Genomic DNA, 22,902 nt, shown 5'->3' on the forward strand with positions numbered 1-22,902 from the left:
GGCGGAGCAACGGCGAGGCCTAGATACCACCGAGACGTCGGTAGGCGCTCAGATGCCGCAAAACGCCCTGCTCGTCGCCTCGTAGCTGCTTCAGTCGCGCGAGGTTGAAGTGCGCGTCGATGTATTCCGGATCGATTGCCAGACACCGCTCGTAGCTGAGCGCCGCCGCTTCGTTCTCGTGCAGCTGCTCGAGCGCGACGCCGCGGTTAAACAGCAGACGGGTATCGTCTGGAAAAAGGCGCAGCGCTGCATCAAAAACGGCGAGCGCGTCCGCGCAACGCCCTTCGTCTTCGCACAGGTGAACGCCAAGATTGGTGTACGCGCTGTAGTGCGGCGCCGGCGATAACTCGATCGCCTTCCGGTAGGCCTGTTCGGCCGCCGTGAAATCTTCCTCCCGCAACCGCTCTGCGCGTTCGTACCATTCATCGGCGAGACTGGCGCGATCCATCTCGACCCGCGCGCGCCTGCCAAGAAACGAGACGTCAGCGGCAACCGGCGCGGAGCCAAAGTCCAGCAGCATCTGCCTTGAGTCCGCTACCCATCGCGCCGGTCCACTTCCTACCGCGACCTCGTTGCCAACGGCACTAATCCTGAGCCCAGCCAGTGAGACCTCTCCCGCTGGCATTTCATCCGATATCGCGGCGAGCGAGCGCAGAATCTTGCGGGTCGGGATCTTGGCGTTCTGCAGCTTGTAGGCGGTGCGCAGGAGCACGACGTCGCGGAAACTGAATCGCATTTCATTGCGACGGCCTCGCTCCGGGTCGACAAAACCCGCCTCGACCAGCGCGATGACCACACGGCGCGACACCCCAAGCAGCGACTGAAGCCTGCGAATCGAATAGGTGTGTGTGTTGCCGCGTCGACTCACTTGCGCGCCCGCACTCTGGCAGGGGTGGGCTCTTCAACCTTTTCGGTGCGTTTTGCAGGCCGCCTCGCCTTGGTCGCGATCTCTTTAGCATCCGCCGGCTCCGAAGGCCGCGCGGCGGGCGTCTTCGTCTTTCCGCGCGAAAGACTCGCGCGCAGAGCTTCCATCAGATCGATGACCTGGCCGCTGCCTTCCACCTCTTCCGGGGCCGCCGATACGATGGCCTTGCCCTCGATCTTGTCGTCGATCGCCTTGAGGATGCGCTCCTTCTCTTCATCCTTGTACTGCGACGGGTCATAGTTGTCGATAGCGCCCTGCTCGATGATCTGAAGCGCGAGTTTGAGCTCCGCATCCGAGACGGGAACCTGTTCGATATGCAGGTCCAACTGATCGCGAACCTCGTCGGCGAAGAGAAGCTGGGTAATGGCGAGCCCCGCGTTCGTCGCGCGAATCTGCACGATGTGTGTTTTGCTCTTGAGCGACCATTTCGCGAGCGCGCAGCGGTGGCTTTCCTGCAGCGCCCGCTGAAGGAGGCTATACGGTTTTCCCCCGCGTCGGTCTGGAGCGATGAAGTACGCCTTGTCGAAATACGTCTGGTCGATTGCGCCTTCTGGTATGAACCCCAGAATTTCGACGATATGGGACGCGCCGTTTTCGAGGGCTTCCAGTTCTTCTGCCGAAAACACCACGAACCTGTCCTTGTCGATCTCGTAGCCCTTTTTCATCTCGGAGCGTTCGACCGGCTTGCTCGTGCCTTCAACCACGTACTGCTGCTTGAGGCGTTTGCCCTCAGGCGAAAGCAGATTGAACCTGATGTTGGCAGAGCTTTCCCCTGCCGAATACAACTTCACAGGTATGGTCACAAGGCCGAAGCTCAGTGACAGGCTCGCAATCGAACGCATGGCCATGATTTCTCCCTTGTGACCAGCAAGGCGCCGGCCAGACTGATGCAGGAGGAGCAAAGAGCAAGCCCGAAGCTCGCGTCGGCTTTCGTCATCCATACTGCATCCTAGTACTGGATTGGAAGTACAACATCCCCAATATTCCCCCGGCGTATTCCTCTGCTGAATCGCCCCGCCGGAACGATAATGGTCACCGGTTAAATAGGGCGCCATCGGAGTCGTGCGAGGATAACCGGAATAACCAGGATCACCAGAATAACCTTGATAACCAGGATAACCGTCGTTACACTATTCCCTCCATTTCACAGCTTTGAGGGGTTACCGCCATGTCGTTCAGCTTTCTCGAGATCGTCCAGCACGGTGGCGCCCAGTTCGTCCGCGTGGACACGGTCGCGGCCGATGCCATCGCCAAGGGCAAAGTCCGGCGCAAAGGTGACGCGCGCCTGCTTATGTACACTCGCGCTCCAGCCACCAGCCTGCCCCTTCAACTCTACAGCCTGTTTCGCTCGATGCTGCCGCTCGTGACGGCACCTCAATCCTTTGTCCGTGCCCATCTGAACGACTACACGGAGTCGCAACGACATGTCTTCAGCGCACCGATGACCGACGCGGCTCACGTGGCGAATTTCACGGTCGAGAAAGCCAAGGGGCGCGCATGGGTTCCTGCCGAAAGCAAGGTTGTAGTCGAGACAGACGGCAGCTACGAGGATGTTCTCACGCTGCTCGATGCGATTTACAAGGAAGAGGAGTCGCGCGCCGCCACCGCACCCGGCGCAACGGCCACGGTCCAGGAGAACGCACCGCCAGCGCGAGCGCGACGGGAGCGACGTGACGGACGGATACCTCGGTCGTTAGCGAACCAGTCCGACGCGGAGAAGGCCGCAGTCGCGTATCGGGAGGAATTTCTCAAGTATGGCTGGCGGGACGCAAAAGGCGTCGCCGAGCTGCTAGGCATGAACATCGACGCGGCGAATCCCAACCAGTATGCCTACAAGCTGCGGAAAAACGGCGAGCTGCTTGGTGTCTGGAACGCGAGGGACCGCTCCTATCTGTACCCGGACTTCCAGTTCGAGATGGGCACGGTGAGGCCACGGGTAGGCGAGCTTCTCGAGGCTCTGCCCTTCGAGGATGACGACCGGCTCGGGTGGCGGCGCGCTTTCTGGCTCTATTCTCCGCATGCGCTGCTGGAAGGTCAAAAGCCGGCCGACGTATTCGCGACCGATCCGCAGCGCGTGATCGATGTGGCGACGGAAGAGTTCAAGGGGAATGAGGATGGCGGCTGGTAACGATGATGTCCTGCACAAAGTCGAAATCGTCGAGGCAGAGCCTGGCACCTTTTGGCACGTGTACGACACGCGTTACTCGCCCGTCGCCGGAAATCCCGCGTCTAAAGCACGGCTCGCGTGGCGAGACGGAAACCACGCCATGTTCTATGCCGCGGATACCCGGGCAGCGGCTTTGTGGGAGACCGTCCTCCGCTATGCATCGGTGAACCGCGGCAATGTCTATACCGACCGATCTCATCTGAAAGACAAGGCTCTCGTGAAACTTCAGCTCGTTGCAAAAGCTGAGGTCCTGGACTTGCGCACCCCGCACAGGCGCGCGATCGTCACGACGGACTCAGATCTTGATGGCCAGTGGGATCTTGTACTGAAGGATCCCGTCCACAAAAACACGCACCACTTCACAACGCGCGTCATGGCTCAGCTGGCGGCTGCCGGGTACAAAGATGGTGTTGCGCTCAGGTGGCATTCCCGCATGTCCGGCGCGGAGACCGCCACTCTATTCTATGAGCCACCAATGAAGGCCGACTGGTGGACATACAAGCCTGAGGATATCTACCTTCTGGACACACCCGCCGGCGAAGAGCAGATCCGGCAGGCACTCGCAGAACAGAAGTTACGCTGGGTTGGCCCCCCTATCTTCAAAGACGATCCAGAGGATGGAGCGGTCGACAGCGAAACCTGAGCTTCATCCGTCGAGGGGATCACCCTGTGCCGTGAGTCGCCGCCACGGCCGACCGGGGTTTCCGATGTGCGACGCAAAAACCCGGGCCAGGCGTCACGGAGAGCCGGTAGCGCGCCCGCTAAAAGGAGCGCGCCAACGCTCTTGTGCGTCGACCTTTTGTTCCCGGCTGTGGGCACGCTACGATTTATGGGCACTTTATCTGCCACGTCTGCCCCCAGCTATCCGGAGCTACGCATGAAAGTATGGTTCACCCGACCCAGCACATGGGACCTCACCGTCCGTGGCATTGAGCGGTGCGAAATGTGGATCCATAAGCCCGTCTATGATCCCTCTCCCCGAGGCAAGGAGCGCGACCCTCTCTTCCCGGATTTCCCGATCGGCTGGAGAGTGCTGGACGTTGCACACGGAGACGTCACGAGCCAAACCCGCATCACGGTTCGCGAAGCGCTCGGCGCGCGTATGAACGAAGACATAGCGATGGCACTTTGGGACGCGCTTTGCCGATCGGTAGACGGCAAGGGCGCTACGGAGGGCGACCCGGCCCCGCATCGCTGGGCAGATCGGGCGATTCACGACGACGATGAGCATCGCCAGATGTCGACATTCCTCTTCGAATACGACGTCCCACCCGACCTTTGGTTTCGCGCCGCTTGGCTCAACGGATGGGAACAGCAGACGGCAGCAGCGCGGTGGGCGCAGACCTTTTTTCCGCTGGACACGGAAATGGGTGCTGACGAAGGGCCCGATGAGCCTGTGGAAAACGCGCTCATTACTTATTCCGGCACGACCGTGGCCCTTGCTCCACGTTGACGGCATCAGGCCCGTGCTAGGACTGCGCGGCCTCAATCGCGCGGTCTACCCTGCCCCAGACATCGAACAGTTGCAGTAGCGCAATATCCACCAGGCCTGCGCACGCGATCGGCCACAAGGCATGCGACGCGTAGCCAACCGCTATTGCCAGGCCAACGAGCACCGCGCAAACGGTGAAAATTGCCAATACGACTTTCATTTTTTTCTCCTTGATGACCTGGCTGGCCAACCCAGCCTGGAAACCTGATCCCGAGGTGCGAGGGCGGCTATCGCCCACCTCGCGGCGAGCCCACATGCCCCCCGGCGCCGCGGAGGGGGCGTTATGCCTTCCAGAGCGCCAGCTTCGATCCCGCGAAGACTCCGATGCCGATGCCTTCGAAGAGCGCCCCAACAATTCGCCAATGCACGTTCGAGCTGAAGGCAAGCGCACCCCCGCCAACCAGCATCATCGCCAGCACGATGAGCAGCACCTGACGCGCAAGACGGGTCGAGTCCCCGAGGTCTTTCCGTTGTTCCATTAGCATGGTTTTTCCTATCAAATCAGTGCGCGGTGTGGTCGAGGGTTCGCTCAGGAAAGACAGAAACGTATCATGCCGCACGCTGCCGGGATGGCTCTCGGTCACGCCATCATCAACGCGCGGCGCCTTCGCCACGTAGAACAGGTGGGCTTCGCCAGCAAGTTGTGGCCCCCAGGACACAAGCTCCGGATATAGCGCCTTCACTTGCTCTCCCAGATACTTCAGCCGGGAGTCGGCCCAGTTGTTGCCGCTCTCGGGGATAGCGCGATGCGCGCGGAGAACATCGCTGAATACGGTAGTCATCGCGAGCCCCGGTCAGCGCGCGGATTTTGCGCGGGCGAACTCCGCCTTGGCTTGCGCAGCAGTCATGCACTGGCCGTTGTACTGGGTAGCAAGCTTGTCGCATTCCCGTCGGGTCGAAATCCTGACTCCGCCCAAGCCGCCGTCGTTACGAACCAGCAGATATGTAAACCGGTTGTCGAACGCGGCGGGCTCCAGCAGCACGCCGTGCCCATTGGACGTCACCACCACCTTGTCGCCGCTCTCCCGCCAGGCTTTCGCATCAATCCTCAATGCCCCGGGCGTGCACTTGCCGTCGCGAAGCGGTGCAGTCTGGACACCATCGCTCAGGCATACGACATCCGGCGCGCTATCGGCGAACGCCAGAGGAGCACCTAGCAGACCCGAAACCACCAGGCCAAGAAACACGGTTGAGCACTTCATGAAGACCTTCCGATATCTGTTTAGTCAATCGCCGCGGAAATGCATGATGGTCGCGAGCACGGCGCCCGCCGCGAGTACAGCCAACCAGCCGAGCTTCGCGGCATCCGGCAGCCCTTGCGTGTCCATAAACAGGCTTGGACTTCCTATCGCGAAATCCAGAAGCAATATCGCGGTGCTCGATTTCAACTCCATATTTTTCTCATCCTTCGAGGGTGTGGCCGAATGTGGCGCAGAGACGGCCCGCGTTTCAAGGTTGCATAGTGGTTCTCTCATAGGAAACTGGTTAGACTTCGACGTCTTCCGAGTTTCCTAATGTCTACCGTCCAACATCGCACCCGCGCCGCCAGCCGCGTTAAACGCCACCGTTACGCAGATCGCGTCAAAGCCGTACCCAATGGCGACAGCAGCTTTGACGTTCTCATCGACGGTGACCTGCGGTTTCGCCTTGAAGGCGACAGCCAGTGGCCCGCGCAGTGGCGGCTATTTCCCGTCACAAACGGTGTCCGAGCGGCCGAAAGCATCGCCATCGAAAACGAGTCATGGGATCTCCTGGGCGCGCTGGAGCGTGGCGCATACTGGATGCCGCTTGAGAGCGTCGAGCGCGCTGAATGCGAAGCGCCCCGCGAACCCACCTACACCCGATTTCCCGAATACCTGCGCGAACATTGATGTCCCTGTCTCCGCGCGCGCTGCAAAGGCCCGCGCGGAATTGCTCCCAACTTCTAGATGGCGCGGACGACAGCGATCTTGAAGAGTAGCGCGAGATACGCGATCGGCCAGAAAATCAACGCGCGAATTTTGGTCGAATAGACATTATCGAGCGTGTTGTAAACGGGATGATATGTGATCAGATTTCGCAGTACCGTACGGTTCAGAAAGACCCCGCAACCAAAGTACACGAAGAAATAGACCAGCGGCATTTTTGTCATGCTGGCCGCGATCGCTCCGACAATCAACGCTGCGATTGCTCCCGCGTAATAACCAAATGCCTTCCCCAGCGACATCAGCCCGCTGGCCCCTTTAATCGCGTCATCGCTTGCGATACTCATCTGCATTTCCTTTGTTGTTAAAGAATCGTTGCTGACCCGCGCGTGTCGCGCGCATGGCCTTCTTAGGCTATCGGCATTCCATTTCGCGTTCTTTAAGGAGCACCCTCGCCCGGGTGGACTGGCGAGCTGACTGCGGCCCCGACGGCCCCGTCATCCCATCCTGCTCGCCGTGACGGCCGATCAGACCGGCTGCGCGCAATTCTCGCTTCAGATAAGCGTAGAGAATGGGCGCGACGATGATGCCCGCCAAACCGAAGATCGACTCCATCCCGGCCATAACGATGATGATCTCCCACGCACGCGCGTCGATCCGATTGCCAACGATGCGGGCGTTCACGAAGTACTCCAGCTTGTGGACCACGACAAGGAATACCAGCGACGCCACTGCGGCGTCGAACGACACGCCGAGGCTCGCTAGCACAACAGCCGAATTGGAGATCAGGTTGCCAACCACAGGCAGCAACCCGGCAAAGAACGTGAAGACCACGAGCGTCTTGCTGAACGGAACGTGCACTCCCGCCGCCGGAAGAGCGACCAGAAGGTAAAGAGCCGATAGCACGGTGTTGAGCAGCGAGATCTTGACCTGAGCGAACACCACCCGCTCGAACGCGTCGCCCAGCCCCCCGAACCGTTCAAGTAAGGCCGCGCTCAGGGGGCGGTACTCCTTCACCGGCGCAAACTCGTTCCAGGCAAGCATCGCGCCGGCAATAAGGCCCACAAGAACGTGCGCGGCGCCTTTGAGCGTACCCATGCCAACGGCGGAGAGTTGCTCGCCATATTTGCGCAACATGTTGAGTGCCACGCCTCGGGCGTCGTCGATCGACGCGGGCAGATAATGGTCAAGCCACGTAGGTACCGTGCCGTGCATCCGCCCTAGCACGTCGACGAGCATCGCTGATAGCCCCGATATTCCGTGCTGCCCTTTCGCAAGTTGCCACAAGCCGACAATCCCCGCGAACACAACCAGGGCGACAGCGGCGATGACGAGCGCGAGCGCGACGCCGCGAGCGTGCAGGGTCGGAAACCGACGCTCGAGCGCACACTTGACCCGCCGACTCATGCTGTAGACGAGGAATCCCGCGATCGCGCCAGCGGCGAGCTTAAGCAGCATCACGCCTACAATAAGCGCCGCTATCACTATATGACTGGCCTGTACGGCTTTGTTCCGTTGCATGTTGCCTCGATGATGTACGTTATGCGCGGCTGCTGGTGCCCTTATCGGTCATCGGGGGATTTTGTTCAGAGCCCGTGCAGAAAATATCGACATCACCCGGCGGGACGTTGTCGACCCGACTCAAATCAGCGATATTCGTGACCGTCGGGCGGGGAAAATGTCTACATGCCGCAAGCTCTAAACATAGTCATCAATAAAGGCCTACGAGTGGAAACGCCATCGGGGATAGTCGTTCAGGTAAAGGGAAACGGGTCGCTCGGGCGCGAGGAGTCCGGCATGGCTGCGCTCGCCGCGCAGCGCGGGGTGCCTGTCTATCGCGCGACCGAAAAGCAGCTCGAACGATCGAAGTTCAAGCTTCAGAGCGATATGCTCGCGGTCGGCTCTGTCCGATTCGTCAAACATGCGTTGAGGCAACTCGGACGCGATTTACCAGAACACACCCCCTACCCTCCGATCATTGCCGATCTTCTGTACCGGGAAGTCTGGAAAGAGCGCTCGCTGCGCGACGCCCGCGCGCTGCTGGAGCAGGGGCGGCGCCTTTTTATCAAGCCTGCAGAGGGCTGGAAGCGGTTCACCGGCTTTGTCGCGGAGTTCACGGATGATTACCGCTTCAACGGCGCATCCTCGTCGAGCGCCGTCTGGGTGTCCACGCCCGTCCGATTTGTGAGTGAGTGGCGCGCCTACGTCGCGCGAGGCGATGTGCTCGACCTGAGATTCGCCGATCACGGCGGCGACCGGAACGTAACGCCGAACACGGCAGTCATTCACAACGCGGTCGCGCGGCTTATGACGGGCCCGGAGGCGCCCGCGGGACTCGTTGCCGACTTTGGCGTGCTCGACAGCGGCGAGACAGCGCTGATTGAGGTGAACGACGGCTTTTCGTTCGGCGCGTATGACGGCGTGCCCGCCGAGGTCTACTGGGAAGTCATGCTCAGTCGCTGGCTGCAGATCGTCCGTTGACGGCAGGCAGCGCGGCCGGATTGCGTTGAACCCCCTCAGCAGTATCCTGGGGGTTCTTCGACCCGGTAATCGAACCAACCATGTCACACAGTCTTTCCCTCGGCACGATGGTGCGCGTCGTCGACGCAGTCAAATCCCGCTACTTCGAACACTCGGAGCAGTCCCGCCGCGGCGGGTGGATCGGACACGTCAGTGAACTCACAAGCAAAGTGTTTCCCGATTACGTTCGCGTCGACTTCGAATTGCGCCCCCGCCAGCGCCGTCAGCGACTCAAGGAATTCATCCCTCTACGCGATCTGGAGATCGTCCAGAGACTCGATGACGGTGTCATCGTCTGTCTGGGACCTGCGGACCGCCCGCTCGCAACGAGCGTACACGACCTGCTGCTGGCCTGCCCGGACGCCCAGATCATCCGCCTGCAGCAGGCGTGGAAGGCGACGGCCGCCGGGGATTGGGAAGATGCCGCGCACTGGCTGCGCAACGCTTCGAAGGATGGCACCACGCAGTGGCACACCCAATGCGCCGGACTCGCGAAGCTATTTTCGACCGCTGCAAAGGAAGCCTCTACCGTCAGCGTATTGCCACATTCCGCAGGAGCGGTCATTTGACGACCAGCGACAAAGGGGGGCGGGCACCCGGCCGGCGGCGCACCGGCGGATTGTCGGACTCGCCATTGCCTGACATTGACGAAAGCGGCGCGACTGATACGCCGCGTGTAGAGGCCGTGATCAGCGCGACCATGCGGCGTTACCGGGGCGTGACGCCCGCGGCGCTGGCACGCTATTTCGAGGCAGTCCACCAGGAGTTGGGCCCGCTCGCGCGCGAACTCGAGCGGGAGGTATCCGTCCTGACCGCGCGAGTGCGCCAACTGGAGGAAGAAAACGCCAGGCTGCGCGCGTCAAGCGCCGGCGTAGCGGAGCCACGACCGGCGAACGGAGGCGATGATGCCAGTCTACGTCGATGATATGCGCATCCCTTATCGCCGCATGCTGATGTGCCACATGATCGCGTCGGACGACGCCTTGCTTCACGACATGGCAGCACGCCTGGGACTCGACCGTGGCTGGCACGAGGGACCACCCTTGCACGAAAGCCATTACAACCTCGCCCAATCGACGCGGGACCGGGCAATCTCCTTTGGCGCCATTGCGATAACCCGGCGTCAGGCGGCCGCTATGGTGGCCCGCCGGCGCGAGACAGGTGCGCTGGGCGAACCGGAGGACGCGATTGGTTGGCTGCGCCAGCGCAACGCGCAGAGGCGTCAGGTGAGCGAGTCCGCAACCGGCAACAATCCCCGGCCCGAAAAAAACTTTGCGCCGGACCTGAACATCTCCGATCCCGATCCGATAAAGGCGGAAGGTATTCAACATGACGCGTGACCAGCGAGACGAGCAGATGGCAACCGGAAGTCGGAACGGCGACGCAGAACGTTTGCTGATGGCACAAAGCCGCCGGACAGCCTCCGGGACCGGCGGCGTGTCCGAAGCGATGCTGACGGCAGCGATGAAGAAAGGCGTCGAAGTCGGTCTCTTCCCGAAGACGATCGACTGCGAGTCGTATCTGAAAAACTGGGCGAGCGTCAGGGCTGTCCTCGAAGCGGCGCTCGACGCGCAGTAAGGGCTGGACGAAAGACTCATGCATTTCAGGAAATTCGAACTTGCTCTTCTGGCCGTCGCCCTTGTGGCCATTGGCTGTTTTGGCCACTGGCTCAAAGGCGAACTCGGTCGCGCCGCCCAGCGTCAGGTGAATGCGTCTGGTACCTCGGAGTCGCGAAGTGCGTGCGTGATCGCGGGCGCGCGAGGGACGGAAGTCGCACCCGGCGGTGATACCGCGATGTGGTGCGGCGCCGTGTCGCCGGCGAGGGAGCCGTCAGTGCAGAAGGCTATCGCCGAAGAAAAGGCGGGTTTGGCAGTTCGAATGTAAAGGAAAGTTGAGCATGATGTTTACGGGGTTGATCCTGGCTGTGGTAATTGCGGGTGTCGTTGCCATCGCTGGTTATAGCGCGGCGGGCTTTTTTATCGCTGCGCTGGCGACGATCGCCAGCATAGGGCTTCAATATGCGGGCGCCGGCGAGCCGCTACGGATCGTTGTGATCGACGGATCCGCTGCTCTCCTCCTGATACCCGCTTGCCTCTGGGCGGTCGGCCGCCTGTTGCGGGTGACCGCCGACCTACCGCGCGTCTGACAGGTCGCGCGACACGACAGGAGATTTGCATGGGGCAGGCAAAGCAACGAGGATCTCGCGAAGAACGCGTCGCACTCGCGCCGCCAAAAGCGGCCAGACCGGACGCCGATGCGCGCCGGCGTGCATACGCCGATGCGAGCGCACGCGCGCTCGGGATCGTGCTGCGCACTGTGCTTGGAAAGCGGCGGCGCTCGCGTTAGGTGTCGCCTAGAGCCCTGGAATGCAAGATGACCGAAATTGTGACTGAACTCACGCCCCGCCACTTCAAAAGACTGCATCACTACTGGCAAGGTGGTGACCGTGGTGGCGCAAGCATGACCGACTCCGTCGATCTGGATCTTGCGGCGGCAGGGCTGATCAGACGGCTTGAACGCACGTCGGGTACCGTGCACTTCGTCATCACCAGTGACGGGGAGAAAGAACTCGCCGCAAAGAAGGCGCGCACGGTGGCGAGCCGCCAGCCTCATCACGACTTTGGGTCGCGCGTTGCCGCGTGGCGGCGCGATCAGAAACGCGTCACCTGGGAAAACATCGAACTGCTCGTGGAAGACAGCCCTGGCATGCGCCAGGCGATCAGGCCAGACGTTTTCTCCCTCGCGACGACGTATGACGAGAAGCGAATCAATCCATGCGTCGACGAGATCAAGGTTAGCCGGGCCGACTTCCTTGCAGACATCGCCCGTCCGGAGAAGCGCGAAGGGTATCAAAGGATCGCTGAAGTGCTGTACTACGCTGCGCCCGTCGGCATCATCCAGCCTGACGACGTTCCGGACGGCTGTGGACTGCTGGTCGAGATCGTGCCCGGGCGCTTCGAGATAGCGAGGCGCGCGAAGAAGAGAAAGGTAGTACTGAGCGCTCACACGTTCATGAATCTCGTGCTGAAACCTGGGACGTTCAACCCCTTGTTCTAACCATACCCCCATGCGCCCTTCCCCACTACGTTACGTTGCCGCTGCCAGCGCGGCCGCGCTCCTCGGCGGTGGCTGCATTGTCGTGGGCGTGATCAAAAACAACCCCGCTTACGGCGTTCTGGGCTTTGCGACGCTTTTGCCCTTCCTCGGCTGCCTCCGAGAACTGGCGGCTTATATCAGGCGAGGCTAAACCTTGACAGAGAACGTTACGAATATCCAGACCGCTGAAGCCATGAGCGGCCCCTGTGAAGAGAAGTCGCTTGAGCAGCTCGTCGCCGAGCGCGATGCTCTGAGCGCACGTATTCGCCAGCAGATGGCGGCCGTTCGGACCAGCGAACTCGCGAACGCTCGTCTTGATGAGAAAGCTGCCATCGAAAACTACCTCCCAGTGCTACTGGAAGAGCTCGTCAAGCATTTGCGGATGCGCTGCATCGCTTTCGTTTTCCATGATGGACAAATCGAATGGGGTTCAACTCAACTGAGCGCAAGCGAGAATATTGAGCAGGTGATTGAGGGATTTACGAAGCGTGGCTTTTCGGAAGAATTTGGCAAGCGGCTCGCAGATGCCCTTCTTGCCAACATGTTTGATGCCTCGACCGGGTTGAACAGCATCACACGCGTCAGCCTTTGACCAGCAAACTTCTGGAGCGCAGCACCATGCTCACAGCGATCTATACGCCTGCCGATCCAACTGAAGCGAGAACCCGCAATGCTGAGCGCGTCATCATCGGCTCCGTTGTCGAGTCGGGGTGGAAGCATCTCAGCAACATCTACAGCGTGCGCTGTGATGACGGATCGTATGTCGCTTTCGATGTGCGCGAGATAGCGCAGTTTTCGGGCGTGTTCGACGGCGTGAGCTTTGCGCGCCAGCAACGGCTCAACGCCCTGACGAGGCAGATCGGGCGAGTCTTCGACTCCCGGGCCGAATTCATGGCAACGATGCTCGCGGCCGGTGAGCGCATGGCTGTTGTTGCGCCTGACGATGTCGCCACGTAGCGCCCGGACGTGCCTTGCACAGACCTCCCGCAGCGATACGATCGGCAAACACCGATCTACTTTGGACCCACAAAAAAATGAATGCCGTCGATACGTACCTGTCGCAAATCAGCGAAGAGGATATCCGGATAGCAGTTGGACAGATGAAGGAGCTTGAACTGACCGCCGTTCTCTGCGATGGCGTTGTGCGCCGGCATTCAGCTGCCCTCAAGGTGGCGGCTGGGATTCCTGATCACGACGCACGCAAGATTATCGAAAAGGCGGTCTACCGCATGGCCGCATTCAAGTGGGCCGGCGTTTAGCCGATAACCAGCAACAGTTATATCCGCAGTCCTCTGGAGGAGTAAGCGATGAAGGTATCGAAGGTCACCGTCCACGACGAGACACTGTTCGTCCGTCCCGGCGACGAGCACGAAGCCGTTCGCGCGCTTGGCGGCGCCACGGTCGGCGCGAGTAGCGCGCAGATCGAGCAGGTCGAGATGTCCGAGGCAGAGTTCGCGGCCATCCCCGAATACCAGTGAGGGCTCCAGATCCAATCGAGGCCGGGATCCGTCCGCTATGCGACGCGCTTAACGCGCTCGCTGGCGTGCGGACCTTATGGTCGTGCGAGGGGCACGCTCTTCGGCCCTCCCGCCCTTACGTCGTCTTCGAGGCACCTGAACCCGTAGCGTTTGCCATCCACAGGCTGCTTGGACCGGGTCAGGCGGACGGCCGCCTCAGATACTGCTGGTGGCTCAACGCAAATTTCCGGGAAGACGGCACGCTGCAATGGTGTATCGAGCCCAACTGCGCGATCCCGCGCTGGCGATATCTGCCTCTCGCCAGAGAGGCGCTCGATGCCGAAATCCACAGGCTTGCAGCGCTTGTGCACCGGCTTTGAGCCTGACAGGCACACGCCTTGACGCTCGCAGTGCGGAAGATCAATTTTTGACAGGAACTGAACATGCTGGATCAGACACCGGACGACCTGCTGCCCGACTTTGAGGCGGAAACGGAGAACCTGGGTGCACCGCGCCGCGCTCGCGGCGCAAACCGGGAACTGGAGGCACCGCGAATCGACGACGCCGAATTTGTTGAGCGTGCCCAGGCGTCGCGCTGGAACCGGAAGGCTGTCGAAGGTACCTCCGTCGCAATGCCGCTTACCCGTCAGGTGGATGGACAACTCGACGGGGCGGTGATGAACGCGCATCGCGATCTTGCAATGATCGCGCGCCGCTCGTAGCGTCGCAGGATCCGGCCTCCGTGGCTAATCAACGACGCGTCCGCCGCCGAGCATATTCGCGAGCATCGCGCGTTGGCCGTCGGTCATCTTTCCCCTTACCAAATCGATTACCACCTTGAGCGATACGCAACCTGAATTTCTCCGTCAGATGCGTTTCTGGCAACGCCAAGGGTCTCGTAGTGAGTTTCTGGCATGTTTCGCGAAGGGGCTGCCGCAGCCGGAAGCATGGCATAGCGGAACATTGTAATCACATGGCCTGCCACTGCCAGAAACACCCCGCCAGACGCAGTCCCCCCCGAAACGCACGCTACCTTCCCCCCGTTTTCGACTCGCGGGATCGAATGTCCCGTCTGCCGTCCGCTTTCGAGAAAGGGCAGCACCTTTGCCGCCGTTACTCTCGTCTGTGCGGTCCACGCCCGGACCCTCAGCCCTGCTCTCGAACAGACTGAACATTTCGGCGGGACAGCCGATAAAGACACAGGACCAATCTTCTCAATCAGCCCTCACACATTCAACGCGCTCAGCGACACGACGATATGACACTCAGAAAGCTCGCTTTTCTCGCCCCTCTCACCGTGCTCACCGCCTGCTCGGTTGTGGCGACACCATATTCACCCTCCGTCGAAAACATCCAGACACTCAAGAACGCCGCGCCGATACACGCGCGCATCGGCGACTTCCGCAGCGAGAACGGGGTGCACAACGAGTATCCCGTCCGCGTTCGCGCGAACGTCATTCGCTCGCCCGTCGGAGACTCATTCGCGGTGTATCTCTCGAACGCGGTCGCGCAGGAACTCGCGATCGCAGGTTCGCTCTCGCCGGCCGCGCAAATTGAAATCGACGGGGTGCTGCTTGAAAACAATGTCGACGTGGGCATTGGCACAGGCGTCGGCACTATCTCCGCCCGCTTTGTCGTCAAGCGCGACAACGCCGTGAGTTATCACCGGGTGAAAACCGTCCGCGGCGAATGGGACTCATCGTTCGCTGCCGCTATCGCGGTGCCGAAGGCGACCCAGCAATACCCGCTTGTCGTGCAGAAACTGCTCGGTGAACTCTACGCCGACCCCGCATTCATCAGCGCGATCCATTAATCCAAAACCTTAACCTTCAACCTAACGCATAAGGATGATCAACATGAAACTCGGCAACATGGTGCGCACGGCGTGCGCGGCTGGCGTGATCGCGCTCCTGTCGGGCTGCGCCCATGACATCACAATCTCGGGCGACAACGCGGCTCTCGTTTCGAAGTCCGCGTCGCCCATCAATAAAACGGTGGGGCTCGTCATCACCGACGACGAACGCAACAAGGAAGTAGTGACACCGGGTGGCGGCGGCGACAAGGTCGCCTACAAGCCCTATCACGATCTCGAGCTGCCTATCTACCTCGAGCTGAGCAATGTATTCAAGGACGTCGTCAAGCTGAACGCCGCCCCCGACGCTGCCACCGCACTGTCGAAGAACCTGAGCTACATCGTGACGCCTTCGATTACCACGACGTCGTCGTCACCCAGCCTGCTGACGTGGCCGCCTACCGACTTTCAAGTGACACTCATCTGCACAGTGACGGATCCAACCGGGAAGCTCGTAACAAAACAGTCCGTGACGGGCTCAGGACACGCCGATTTCAGCGAGTTCAAACGTAACTTCGGACTGGCCGCGCAACGTGCCACCCTCGATGCAGTGCAGAAGATGCAGGCAGCCATGCAAGAGTCGCCTGAGCTTCATCAGTAATCGACCGGACGTCAACCCGGGGCGCCGCTGATACGCGGCGTCCTACCTGCGGAAAAATCCATGAACATGAATCGACCATTCGCCCGTGCGTGCATGCTGACTTCGAGCATGGCGAACGCGGTGGCCCGTGCTGCGACGCGTCCGTACCGACTCTACGCGGGCGCTGCTGCACTGACGGTCGCAGCGGCGATCGTCAGCGTGCCCGCGCAGGCCGCGCTCGGCGGCGCGCCGATGTACACGCCCGGCTCGGGCGCCACGCTCGTTCGCAGCGCCCTCGCATCGACGGGGTCGGCTGCCACAAACACACCACAAGCCTCCCGCCTCTCCCAGCAATCCGCATCCACACCAACGGCCTACACCATCAACGAAACCACGCTTGCGGGCGGAACCGTCGTGCGCGAATTCGTGGCGTCGAACGGGACGGTTTTCGGCATCGCGTGGCAAGGCCCTGTGATGGCACCACTAAACCAGCTTCTCGGCACGTACTTTCCGACATACATGAGCGGTCTCGCGGCCGTTCATGCGGCACATCCGGGGTACGGCAGCGCCACGGTTCAGCAAGGCGACCTCGTCGTCGAAGCTGGCGGCCACATGCGCTCGTATGTGGGGCGCGCGTATCTCAACTCCGCGTTGCCGCAAGGCGTTAGTGAAGCGAACATCAAATGAACAAGGGAATAACATCGATGCGCAAACTACTTCTGATCGCGGCCGCGCTAGTGAGCGTTGGACTCGCAGCGTGTGGTGGTGGCGGCGGCGGCGGGAACAGCACCAGCAAAGCCGGCGGAGCGTCGAGCGGGCCGACGACACCTGTCACGGCACCATCGGGCGGCGGGCTCGCCGCAGACGCTACGGCCACGCCAACCTCGTATAACGCGGTCAACGCTGTGCCTGTGACCGTGTCAAACACCGACCTCATCAACCAGCCGATGGTCAGCGTGACGGTCTGTCAGCCTGGGACTGGCGCGGGCACGAACTGCACGACGGTGCCCAATATCATTGTCGACACGGAGTCGTTCGGCCTTCGTCTCTTCGCATCCGCGATCCCCTCGACGCTTGGGTCGCTGACAGGCGTGACCGATACGGTCTCCGGGAAGCAGATCACGGAGTGCCTGATCCTGGGTACGGCCAACGCGTTCGGGTCCGTGCGCACGGCGGATATCAAGCTGTCCGGTGAAGTCGCGCAAAACGTCCCCGTCCACATTCTGGCGGACCCGGCGGTTACCACCCCAGAGCCGTCCGAATGTATCGTCAATCAGGTTGCATCTTCACCCGCAACGCTTCATGCGAACGGCATTCTCGGGATCGGCACCTCGCGGGAAGACTGCGGCATTGACTGCCAGAACAACGTGTACTCCGCAGGCTACTACGCGTCCGACAGCTCGACGAACACGTCAATCGCGGTTCCCGTTGGGAAGCAGGTCACGAACCCGGTCGCGCTCTTCCCTGTCGATAACAACGGTGTGGTGCTCGAGCTCCCGCAGGTGTCCGATAGTGGCACAGCGTCGACCACTGGTACGCTGGTATTCGGGATCGACACCCAGGCGAACAATGCGCTGTCCGGCACCAGCGCCACGCTTCTCCAGACCACGCAGTACGGAGACTTCCGCGCGACGTACAACGGCGGTGCCCAGACGATCGCATTCTTCGACTCTGGCTCGAATGCGTACTACTTTGGCGATACCACTATTCCGCGCGCGAGCAACTCGTTCTATACGCCTACCACTCCTGCCGGGCATAGCGTGACGATCAGCGCGACGAACCTTGCCGCAGCGAACATCGGATTCAATATCGCCAACGCAAACACGCTTGCTGCGGCAGGCGGATACGCTTTGAATAACGTAGGCGCGTACCACGCTGGCGAGTTCAATCTCGGCCTGCCGTTCTTCTTTGGTCGCCATGTGTACCACGGCATTGGCGGTACGACGTCGCCTGGCGGCGGTGCTGGCCCGTATGTGGCCTACACGTCGAGCTAACCTCTCGCTCAACACTCCGGGGCAACACCCCGGAGTGCCGCCCCCTTCCCGCCTCGCCCCTCCCGTGCATTCAAGGAGGGGCGATTTTCGTTATGGCTCGAGGAATACTCAACGCCGACCAGCGGTTGCCGTGCGCGCTGTCGGCGCTGATCGTCGCAGCCATCGCGAGGGCGGCGGTGGCTGACGGGAGCGAGGCGCAACTGTGAGCCCGCACCGGCCTGGTGCTGCGCCAGTCAATTCGTCAACGTGCTGCGAAACTTTCGGCAGCGCGCTCTAGCCCCGGTCTGGGGCACACGATGGGCACTTGTTCCGTGTGCTTGCGCACAGATTGCAATTTCCGACACCACGAAAATATGCCGATCCGCTACGGCTACGCCCGTAGCGGCATCGCTTATTCCGACTGGCCGTTCGAATCACAAGCGAGATAAAAATGAACCTCAAGCTGATTGCGAGTGGCGCGATCGCTATTGCCCTGCTTGGCGGCTGCACGGATCTGATCGTTTCGAAATCCCCGCCAGCGACTGGTGCTAAAGGCTTTGTGTACTCGCTACCCATGGGGCGGGTCTATGTTCAGGCCGCGCGCAAGACCGTTACCGCGACTGATGTTGAGAACGCGAAAGCTGACCTGAAAGCGGCCAATGACCTAATAACGAAAGACAGCAAGGCCGTGACCGACGCCATAGACAGTGACACAAAGGCAGCGGCGCAGGCCAAACTCAAACAGGACACCTCCGCAGCCGCTGATGCAAAGCAGACATCCGATTCGCTTCATGAAGGAGACGTGAACGAAACACTTTCCTTCACAGCGCTCGACGTCGTGGCGGATGGAGATGCCCGTTACATTGGAGACCTCGAGCATAACTGGACACGCGACGACAGTATGAAGCTGTCGATCGTGAACGGTCTGTTAAACACATCGACCGTGACGTCCACTGATCAGACGCCGAACATCATCGTGACACTCGCTGACACTGTCATCACTCTCGGAACAGGAGCACGTCTGTATACGCTTAACCTCAATCGAAACGTGCGAACTCAGAAAAAGCTCGCACAGCCATGCGATAGTTACAGTTACGCACGAATATTCGACCCGATCGATTCCGATAAGGTGAGCGACATCAACAAAGAGCTCGCTGGATTGGGCGCGGGCTTTGTCCTCTCGGTTTCACCTCCGGGGCTTCACAGGGAGAAGCCGGCGCCCCAACCGACACCATCAGGCGGAATCGTGTATCGCGCGGCCATTCCGGTTACGGTCACACTCGAGAAACAAGATCCAACGACCGCCGAAAAGGACGCGAACGGAACCAAAACGGGCAAGCTGGTGGCGTGCGAGGTGACATCGTCGCCGCCCGCTCAGGCGTGGCAGATAGTAGTGCCGGACAGCAGTAGCCACTACGTCGCGCCGTCGATTGCCGGACCTTTCACAACCACCGCGCTTACCTATGGCTTCACCAACGGGATGCTGACGGACTACACAATGCAGCGCCCTAGCGAGCTCGCGGCAATCGCTGGGATACCCGTGCGCATCGCAAATGACATCATGACAATACCGACGCAGCTGCTACAGATGCGTGTCAACTACGATACCGCGAAAGTCGCGAGTATCAACGGCGATGCATCCGTAAAGGCGGCGCAGATCCAGCAGGCCGCGACGCTCGCGACAGCCGAGACCGCCGTCGTCAACGCCCAGACCGCTCTTGAGACTGCGCGCATCGGCTCTCCGACGTCGATTGCGAATGCGCAGACAGCCCTGGAAAGCGCCCTGCAACAATTGCGTGCGGCGCGCTCCAGCGCTGCTACCACCGGTACCGCAGGGACATCACCTTGACACCATTTGGCTCGGGTGTCCCGACCGGACGATGATGAGGAGGATAGTCGGCCGACACCGAAAACACGCTCAACGGGCGCACCCTAGAAACTCGCGAATCTCAGCTTCCGCGAAACCGGCCTGCCGCATTGTCTCGTCGACGCGCCTGACCATCGTTGGGCTCCCGTCAAACACAAAACGCACGCCCTTTTCGCGCCCCTTCACGGCGTAACGGATCAAACGATAGCGCCAGTCACAGGGCGCGAGCAGTGCCATTCTCAGTCGATCGAGGCCTTCGATGTTCACGCCGATATCCACTAGAGCCAGCAGTAGACGTTGCTGCTCCCGAACGCGCGCTTCCGCTCCGCCCCCGTGGAAATGGTCGATGAGAACCTTCCGAATCCGCGGCCGCTCAAGACCCAACCATTCGGCGATCAAACGCTCTTTCCAGTCAGGCCCGGCGCCGAGCACGCGTTCAGGCACGAACGCCTCCAATCTTTGAAGAAGCGAGTCATGGGTAACATGAATACCCTCTTCATTCAGACGGGCAATCATCTCGCTAAGATCGGTCCGGTCTCGCTGGCTCCAGTAGTCTGTCCCAACGAACAACATCTCCGCGATGTCGGAGTGATATGTCGGGATCAACCTGACGGATGTATTATCGACGCTCATTTGGTCAGCTCAGAGGTTACGCTGTGGTCGGGCGCGGCATAGTGCGTCAGGGGCGTGCGGCTCACCGTCGAGATCGAGAACGGTCGGCTTCACGACTTCGCGCTGCCGCCAGGCGGCTACTACGAACCAGATGCTTTTCGATGAATTCTCTCACGAGACGTTCTGCCACAACTGGCCCGGGCGATCGCCACAAATGCCGCGACGCCGGTGAGACCGGCGATGGCGAGTGCACAAAACGCGAAAGTAGCCACAGTCAGAAAAATAGAAAAATTGCTCATTCCTTGGGGCGCTCCTGATGTATCGGCCTCGGTCAGCCTGATAACTGATCAATCGGTTGAATTCGCACTAAATTCAGTCCCGACGTCAAAAATCTTTCACATGGCGACCGCCACCGGCCCCGCACCCGTCCGATTGCCGAGGTCACGCGCCCTTGCTATCATCGTCTCTGGATGCCATCCAAACCTGCCGGCGGGTTAAACAGGCGGCTTACCCTCTTTTTGCGTCATTCGACCTTTTGCTACAGGTCACATGTAATCGCCGGCATGTTGACCACTATCAAAAGGTTTCGAGATGACCGCGATTCATCTGCACGGCGGCCCCGTGCGCCGTCTGAAGAAGTACTCCCTCAAGCAACTTCCTGACGTTAAGCACGGACACGTGCTGGAAGCACTCTCGAGCGCGCTCGGTTTCAATACGTGGGCATCGTTCAGTGCGAAACTGGCGTTGGCGGCGCCGTTCGCGGACCGAAAGCATGCCCAGTATCGCCACGTCTCGGTTTCCCGATTCCGTCAGCGGCTGAATGAACTAGGCTACGTGCAAGCGCCCGCCAGTCAGATATCGTTCACACCGGTCGAGAATGGTGAGGACATCATCGACGACATCCAGGTCATTCCCTTCGACGCGACGCGAGACGCCCACGTCTTGCGCAAGGCCCTGGCACCGTACGGTCTCGCAGAACCACGCAGAGAGTTACTCATCCGATTGATTCAGGCCCGTCGCCCGCTATCCGAGGACGTTTCTGAAGCGTTGGGCTCTCTCCTCGTGTCCGCGGATTCCGCCGAGCTCGATAAGCTATTTCCTGAATTGCCGCCGGACGTCCCCGAAGTCCGGCGGCACGCGATTGCGGCAGCGGAGATCGCTGGTCTTTTCGACACGATAATCAGCTTCAACGTTGGGGCTCGCACTTTCGGATTCGGGCCACTCGAAAACTATCGTGTCGAAGACAGGCTCGTTTACTACACGCTCCACCGCGACCTTGGCCGTATGTTGAAGAACCTGGCCAGGCAGCTCAACGGCAGTCAGGTTCAACAGGGGCTGATCGTGATCGCTGGTAAGTCTGGGCCACAAAAGGCACCTGCGTTTAGCCTCGAAGATCCCCCCGAGTACCGGAGCGCATGGGCAATCCAGACACAGATCGAGGTGGCGGAGCCTGCGGAATTCGATCCCGATCGTCGGGCCCGGTATCTGTCGCCGCCCCCCGTTTGCGGTAGCAAATCCTCCAAAGCGATCATGCGTGGCTTAGGCGCCGTGGTCGCATATGAGCGCGGAGACGGCTCGATGGCGCTAAGCACGTGGTCGGGCGAGACAATCAGCGTGTGGGCAAAGTTTGATGTCGCTGAATTGCCGCCGCTCGCCTACATGCGCCATCATCTGGCCGAGGTCTTTGATATCGATGACCCGCGGCCCATAGGGGCGATCAGGATCATCTGTTTTGTCGCATCGCACTCTGCTGACCAATCGCCGAGCGACTGAGCCTTGCCATTGCCCGGGAGTCGGGTGTTGCCTCCTGGATGCTTCGACTCCTGGAAATCCTCACCATTCGCCATCAGGATAATTTGGCGCAGCCCCACTGGCCGGTGCTGTCCTCCCAGTACGATGAGCTCTCCTGAAAAAGCTCACCACTCACCTCAACCCGCTTAAATTGATGCGTCACGCAGATCTAACTGGACGAAAGGGTTGCGCGCGCCGCCGGCGCAAATACGCTTGCGATACGTGCCGCATCACCAGCGGGTGAGCCGGGCGGCACTTCCGCGTGCGTGGAATTTCGTACAATGCCCGTCTTGGGCCAGAAGGCCACACCGGGGGCGTATTACGAACGAGATGGGGACAGACCATTGAGCCGCGTACGCCCTACTGACGAAGCTCCGACTGATGGCAACTTATCCTCAACTTCTAGCTGAACTGCGCGACCTCAATGCGCAAATTGAAAAAGCCCGCGCCGCTGAGGCCGCGGAAACCCTTGTGCAGATACGTTCAGCCGTCGCTGAGTTCCACTTCACTGCCGAGGACATTTTTGGCAAACCGAAGAAGCGTAAAGCGCGCAAACAGAAATCGCTTACCGGTGGCACGGACGCCGTCGACACCAGGACTGCAGATCTGTTCGATGCCACGCCCGGGGAGTGACGGCACATAAGGCGTCGGGACGAAACCCTTGAT

Annotated in this window: 32 protein-coding genes; 23 read left to right on the forward strand and 9 right to left on the reverse strand. The window is 60.5% G+C overall.

The features are described from left to right. Positions 1-19: 19 nt before the first annotated feature. Together SB822_RS01700 and SB822_RS01705 are read right to left on the reverse strand one after the other, a co-directional pair. A complete protein-coding gene (locus SB822_RS01700) occupies positions 20-868 on the reverse strand; it encodes a tetratricopeptide repeat protein (protein WP_410853886.1) in 849 nt (282 codons plus the stop codon). Next, positions 865-1,773, reverse strand: coding sequence for a Ku protein (locus SB822_RS01705; RefSeq protein ID WP_410854083.1), 909 nt, complete (start codon positions 1,771-1,773; stop codon positions 865-867). Before SB822_RS01705 ends, SB822_RS01700 begins: the two co-directional genes overlap by 4 nt. A 320-nt stretch (positions 1,774-2,093) precedes the next feature. On the opposite strand from SB822_RS01705, the gene SB822_RS01710 reads away from it, so the two are divergent. The 3 genes from SB822_RS01710 (at position 2,094) to SB822_RS01720 (ending at position 4,545) form a co-directional block, all read left to right on the forward strand. Further along, the gene (locus SB822_RS01710; RefSeq protein ID WP_410853887.1) at positions 2,094-3,053 is read left to right on the forward strand and encodes a hypothetical protein; all 960 of its coding nucleotides are present in this window, start codon (positions 2,094-2,096) and stop codon (positions 3,051-3,053) included. Beyond that, positions 3,040-3,735 (forward strand): RES domain-containing protein, encoded by a 696-nt coding sequence (locus SB822_RS01715; RefSeq protein WP_410853888.1) that lies wholly within the window; start codon positions 3,040-3,042, stop codon positions 3,733-3,735. Before SB822_RS01710 ends, SB822_RS01715 begins: the two co-directional genes overlap by 14 nt. A gap of 234 nt (positions 3,736-3,969) precedes the next feature. Beyond that, positions 3,970-4,545, forward strand: coding sequence for a hypothetical protein (locus SB822_RS01720; protein ID WP_410853889.1), 576 nt, complete (start codon positions 3,970-3,972; stop codon positions 4,543-4,545). 16 nt (positions 4,546-4,561) lie between these two features. Here SB822_RS01720 and SB822_RS01725 read toward each other — a convergent pair whose 3' ends face one another. The 4 genes from SB822_RS01725 to SB822_RS01740 all read right to left on the reverse strand — a co-directional run bounded on the left by SB822_RS01725 (position 4,562) and on the right by SB822_RS01740 (position 5,978). Then, on the reverse strand, positions 4,562-4,744 hold the full coding sequence (locus SB822_RS01725; RefSeq protein WP_410853890.1) for a hypothetical protein: 183 nt from the start codon (positions 4,742-4,744) through the stop codon (positions 4,562-4,564). A 121-nt stretch (positions 4,745-4,865) separates the two neighbouring features. Continuing rightward, positions 4,866-5,366, reverse strand: a complete 501-nt coding sequence (locus SB822_RS01730) for a hypothetical protein (protein WP_410853891.1) — start codon at positions 5,364-5,366, stop codon at positions 4,866-4,868. A gap of 12 nt (positions 5,367-5,378) precedes the next feature. Then, on the reverse strand, positions 5,379-5,786 hold the full coding sequence (locus tag SB822_RS01735; RefSeq protein ID WP_410853892.1) for a hypothetical protein: 408 nt from the start codon (positions 5,784-5,786) through the stop codon (positions 5,379-5,381). A gap of 24 nt (positions 5,787-5,810) precedes the next feature. Continuing rightward, a complete protein-coding gene (locus tag SB822_RS01740) occupies positions 5,811-5,978 on the reverse strand; it encodes a hypothetical protein (RefSeq protein ID WP_410853893.1) in 168 nt (55 codons plus the stop codon). Positions 5,979-6,098: 120 nt separating this feature from the next. Between SB822_RS01740 and SB822_RS01745 the strand changes: the two genes are divergently transcribed. Then, the gene (locus tag SB822_RS01745; RefSeq protein ID WP_410853894.1) at positions 6,099-6,455 is read left to right on the forward strand and encodes a hypothetical protein; all 357 of its coding nucleotides are present in this window, start codon (positions 6,099-6,101) and stop codon (positions 6,453-6,455) included. A gap of 53 nt (positions 6,456-6,508) precedes the next feature. Here the strand turns inward: SB822_RS01745 and SB822_RS01750 are convergent, their stop codons facing one another. Together SB822_RS01750 and SB822_RS01755 are read right to left on the reverse strand one after the other, a co-directional pair. Further along, positions 6,509-6,835, reverse strand: coding sequence for a hypothetical protein (locus SB822_RS01750; protein WP_410853895.1), 327 nt, complete (start codon positions 6,833-6,835; stop codon positions 6,509-6,511). Positions 6,836-6,902: 67 nt separating this feature from the next. Next, complete coding sequence (locus SB822_RS01755; RefSeq protein ID WP_410853896.1) at positions 6,903-8,009, reverse strand: AI-2E family transporter; 1,107 nt, start codon at positions 8,007-8,009, stop codon at positions 6,903-6,905. 276 nt (positions 8,010-8,285) lie between these two features. Between SB822_RS01755 and SB822_RS01760 the strand changes: the two genes are divergently transcribed. The 17 genes from SB822_RS01760 (at position 8,286) to SB822_RS01840 (ending at position 19,815) form a co-directional block, all read left to right on the forward strand. Then, positions 8,286-8,969, forward strand: coding sequence for an ATP-grasp domain-containing protein (locus SB822_RS01760; RefSeq protein ID WP_410853897.1), 684 nt, complete (start codon positions 8,286-8,288; stop codon positions 8,967-8,969). Positions 8,970-9,049: 80 nt separating this feature from the next. After that, positions 9,050-9,577, forward strand: a complete 528-nt coding sequence (locus SB822_RS01765; RefSeq protein ID WP_410853898.1) for a hypothetical protein — start codon at positions 9,050-9,052, stop codon at positions 9,575-9,577. Continuing rightward, complete coding sequence (locus SB822_RS01770; protein WP_410853899.1) at positions 9,574-9,933, forward strand: hypothetical protein; 360 nt, start codon at positions 9,574-9,576, stop codon at positions 9,931-9,933. Before SB822_RS01765 ends, SB822_RS01770 begins: the two co-directional genes overlap by 4 nt. Further along, positions 9,911-10,348: a DUF4031 domain-containing protein gene (locus tag SB822_RS01775; RefSeq protein ID WP_410853900.1), complete on the forward strand. Its 438-nt coding sequence runs from the start codon at positions 9,911-9,913 to the stop codon at positions 10,346-10,348. The genes SB822_RS01770 and SB822_RS01775 overlap by 23 nt, the downstream gene beginning before the upstream one ends. Next, complete coding sequence (locus SB822_RS01780; protein WP_410853901.1) at positions 10,338-10,586, forward strand: hypothetical protein; 249 nt, start codon at positions 10,338-10,340, stop codon at positions 10,584-10,586. Before SB822_RS01775 ends, SB822_RS01780 begins: the two co-directional genes overlap by 11 nt. 319 nt (positions 10,587-10,905) lie before the next feature. Beyond that, complete coding sequence (locus SB822_RS01785; protein ID WP_410853902.1) at positions 10,906-11,154, forward strand: hypothetical protein; 249 nt, start codon at positions 10,906-10,908, stop codon at positions 11,152-11,154. A gap of 227 nt (positions 11,155-11,381) precedes the next feature. After that, positions 11,382-12,065 carry a hypothetical protein gene (locus SB822_RS01790; protein WP_410853903.1) on the forward strand — a complete coding sequence of 228 codons (684 nt, stop codon included), beginning with the start codon at positions 11,382-11,384 and terminating at the stop codon, positions 12,063-12,065. A 193-nt stretch (positions 12,066-12,258) separates the two neighbouring features. Next, positions 12,259-12,696, forward strand: a complete 438-nt coding sequence (locus SB822_RS01795) for a hypothetical protein (protein WP_410853904.1) — start codon at positions 12,259-12,261, stop codon at positions 12,694-12,696. Next, on the forward strand, positions 12,693-13,061 hold the full coding sequence (locus SB822_RS01800; RefSeq protein WP_410853905.1) for a hypothetical protein: 369 nt from the start codon (positions 12,693-12,695) through the stop codon (positions 13,059-13,061). Before SB822_RS01795 ends, SB822_RS01800 begins: the two co-directional genes overlap by 4 nt. 77 nt (positions 13,062-13,138) lie before the next feature. After that, on the forward strand, positions 13,139-13,363 hold the full coding sequence (locus tag SB822_RS01805) for a hypothetical protein (RefSeq protein WP_410853906.1): 225 nt from the start codon (positions 13,139-13,141) through the stop codon (positions 13,361-13,363). Between the two features lie 48 nt (positions 13,364-13,411). Beyond that, the gene (locus SB822_RS01810; RefSeq protein WP_410853907.1) at positions 13,412-13,582 is read left to right on the forward strand and encodes a hypothetical protein; all 171 of its coding nucleotides are present in this window, start codon (positions 13,412-13,414) and stop codon (positions 13,580-13,582) included. 422 nt (positions 13,583-14,004) lie between these two features. Next, the gene (locus SB822_RS01815; protein WP_410853908.1) at positions 14,005-14,283 is read left to right on the forward strand and encodes a hypothetical protein; all 279 of its coding nucleotides are present in this window, start codon (positions 14,005-14,007) and stop codon (positions 14,281-14,283) included. Between the two features lie 536 nt (positions 14,284-14,819). Further along, positions 14,820-15,374 carry a hypothetical protein gene (locus tag SB822_RS01820; RefSeq protein ID WP_410853909.1) on the forward strand — a complete coding sequence of 185 codons (555 nt, stop codon included), beginning with the start codon at positions 14,820-14,822 and terminating at the stop codon, positions 15,372-15,374. 43 nt (positions 15,375-15,417) lie between these two features. Continuing rightward, complete coding sequence (locus tag SB822_RS01825) at positions 15,418-16,014, forward strand: hypothetical protein (RefSeq protein ID WP_410853910.1); 597 nt, start codon at positions 15,418-15,420, stop codon at positions 16,012-16,014. A gap of 60 nt (positions 16,015-16,074) precedes the next feature. Next, entirely contained in the window at positions 16,075-16,680 is a 606-nt protein-coding gene (locus SB822_RS01830; RefSeq protein WP_410853911.1) for a DUF2844 domain-containing protein, read from the forward strand. A 17-nt stretch (positions 16,681-16,697) separates the two neighbouring features. Then, entirely contained in the window at positions 16,698-17,987 is a 1,290-nt protein-coding gene (locus SB822_RS01835) for a DUF3443 family protein (RefSeq protein WP_410853912.1), read from the forward strand. Positions 17,988-18,417: 430 nt separating this feature from the next. Continuing rightward, positions 18,418-19,815: a hypothetical protein gene (locus tag SB822_RS01840; RefSeq protein WP_410853913.1), complete on the forward strand. Its 1,398-nt coding sequence runs from the start codon at positions 18,418-18,420 to the stop codon at positions 19,813-19,815. Positions 19,816-19,884: 69 nt separating this feature from the next. Here the strand turns inward: SB822_RS01840 and SB822_RS01845 are convergent, their stop codons facing one another. Then, positions 19,885-20,466, reverse strand: coding sequence for a hypothetical protein (locus SB822_RS01845; protein WP_410853914.1), 582 nt, complete (start codon positions 20,464-20,466; stop codon positions 19,885-19,887). A gap of 570 nt (positions 20,467-21,036) precedes the next feature. Here SB822_RS01845 and SB822_RS01850 point away from each other — a divergent pair. Then, positions 21,037-22,218, forward strand: a complete 1,182-nt coding sequence (locus SB822_RS01850) for a hypothetical protein (protein WP_410853915.1) — start codon at positions 21,037-21,039, stop codon at positions 22,216-22,218. 399 nt (positions 22,219-22,617) lie between these two features. Continuing rightward, positions 22,618-22,869: a hypothetical protein gene (locus tag SB822_RS01855; RefSeq protein WP_410853916.1), complete on the forward strand. Its 252-nt coding sequence runs from the start codon at positions 22,618-22,620 to the stop codon at positions 22,867-22,869. Positions 22,870-22,902: the final 33 nt, after the last annotated feature.

The sequence above is a fragment of the Paraburkholderia sp. SIMBA_054 genome (assembly GCF_046534875.1).
Lineage (GTDB): Bacteria > Pseudomonadota > Gammaproteobacteria > Burkholderiales > Burkholderiaceae > Paraburkholderia > Paraburkholderia hospita.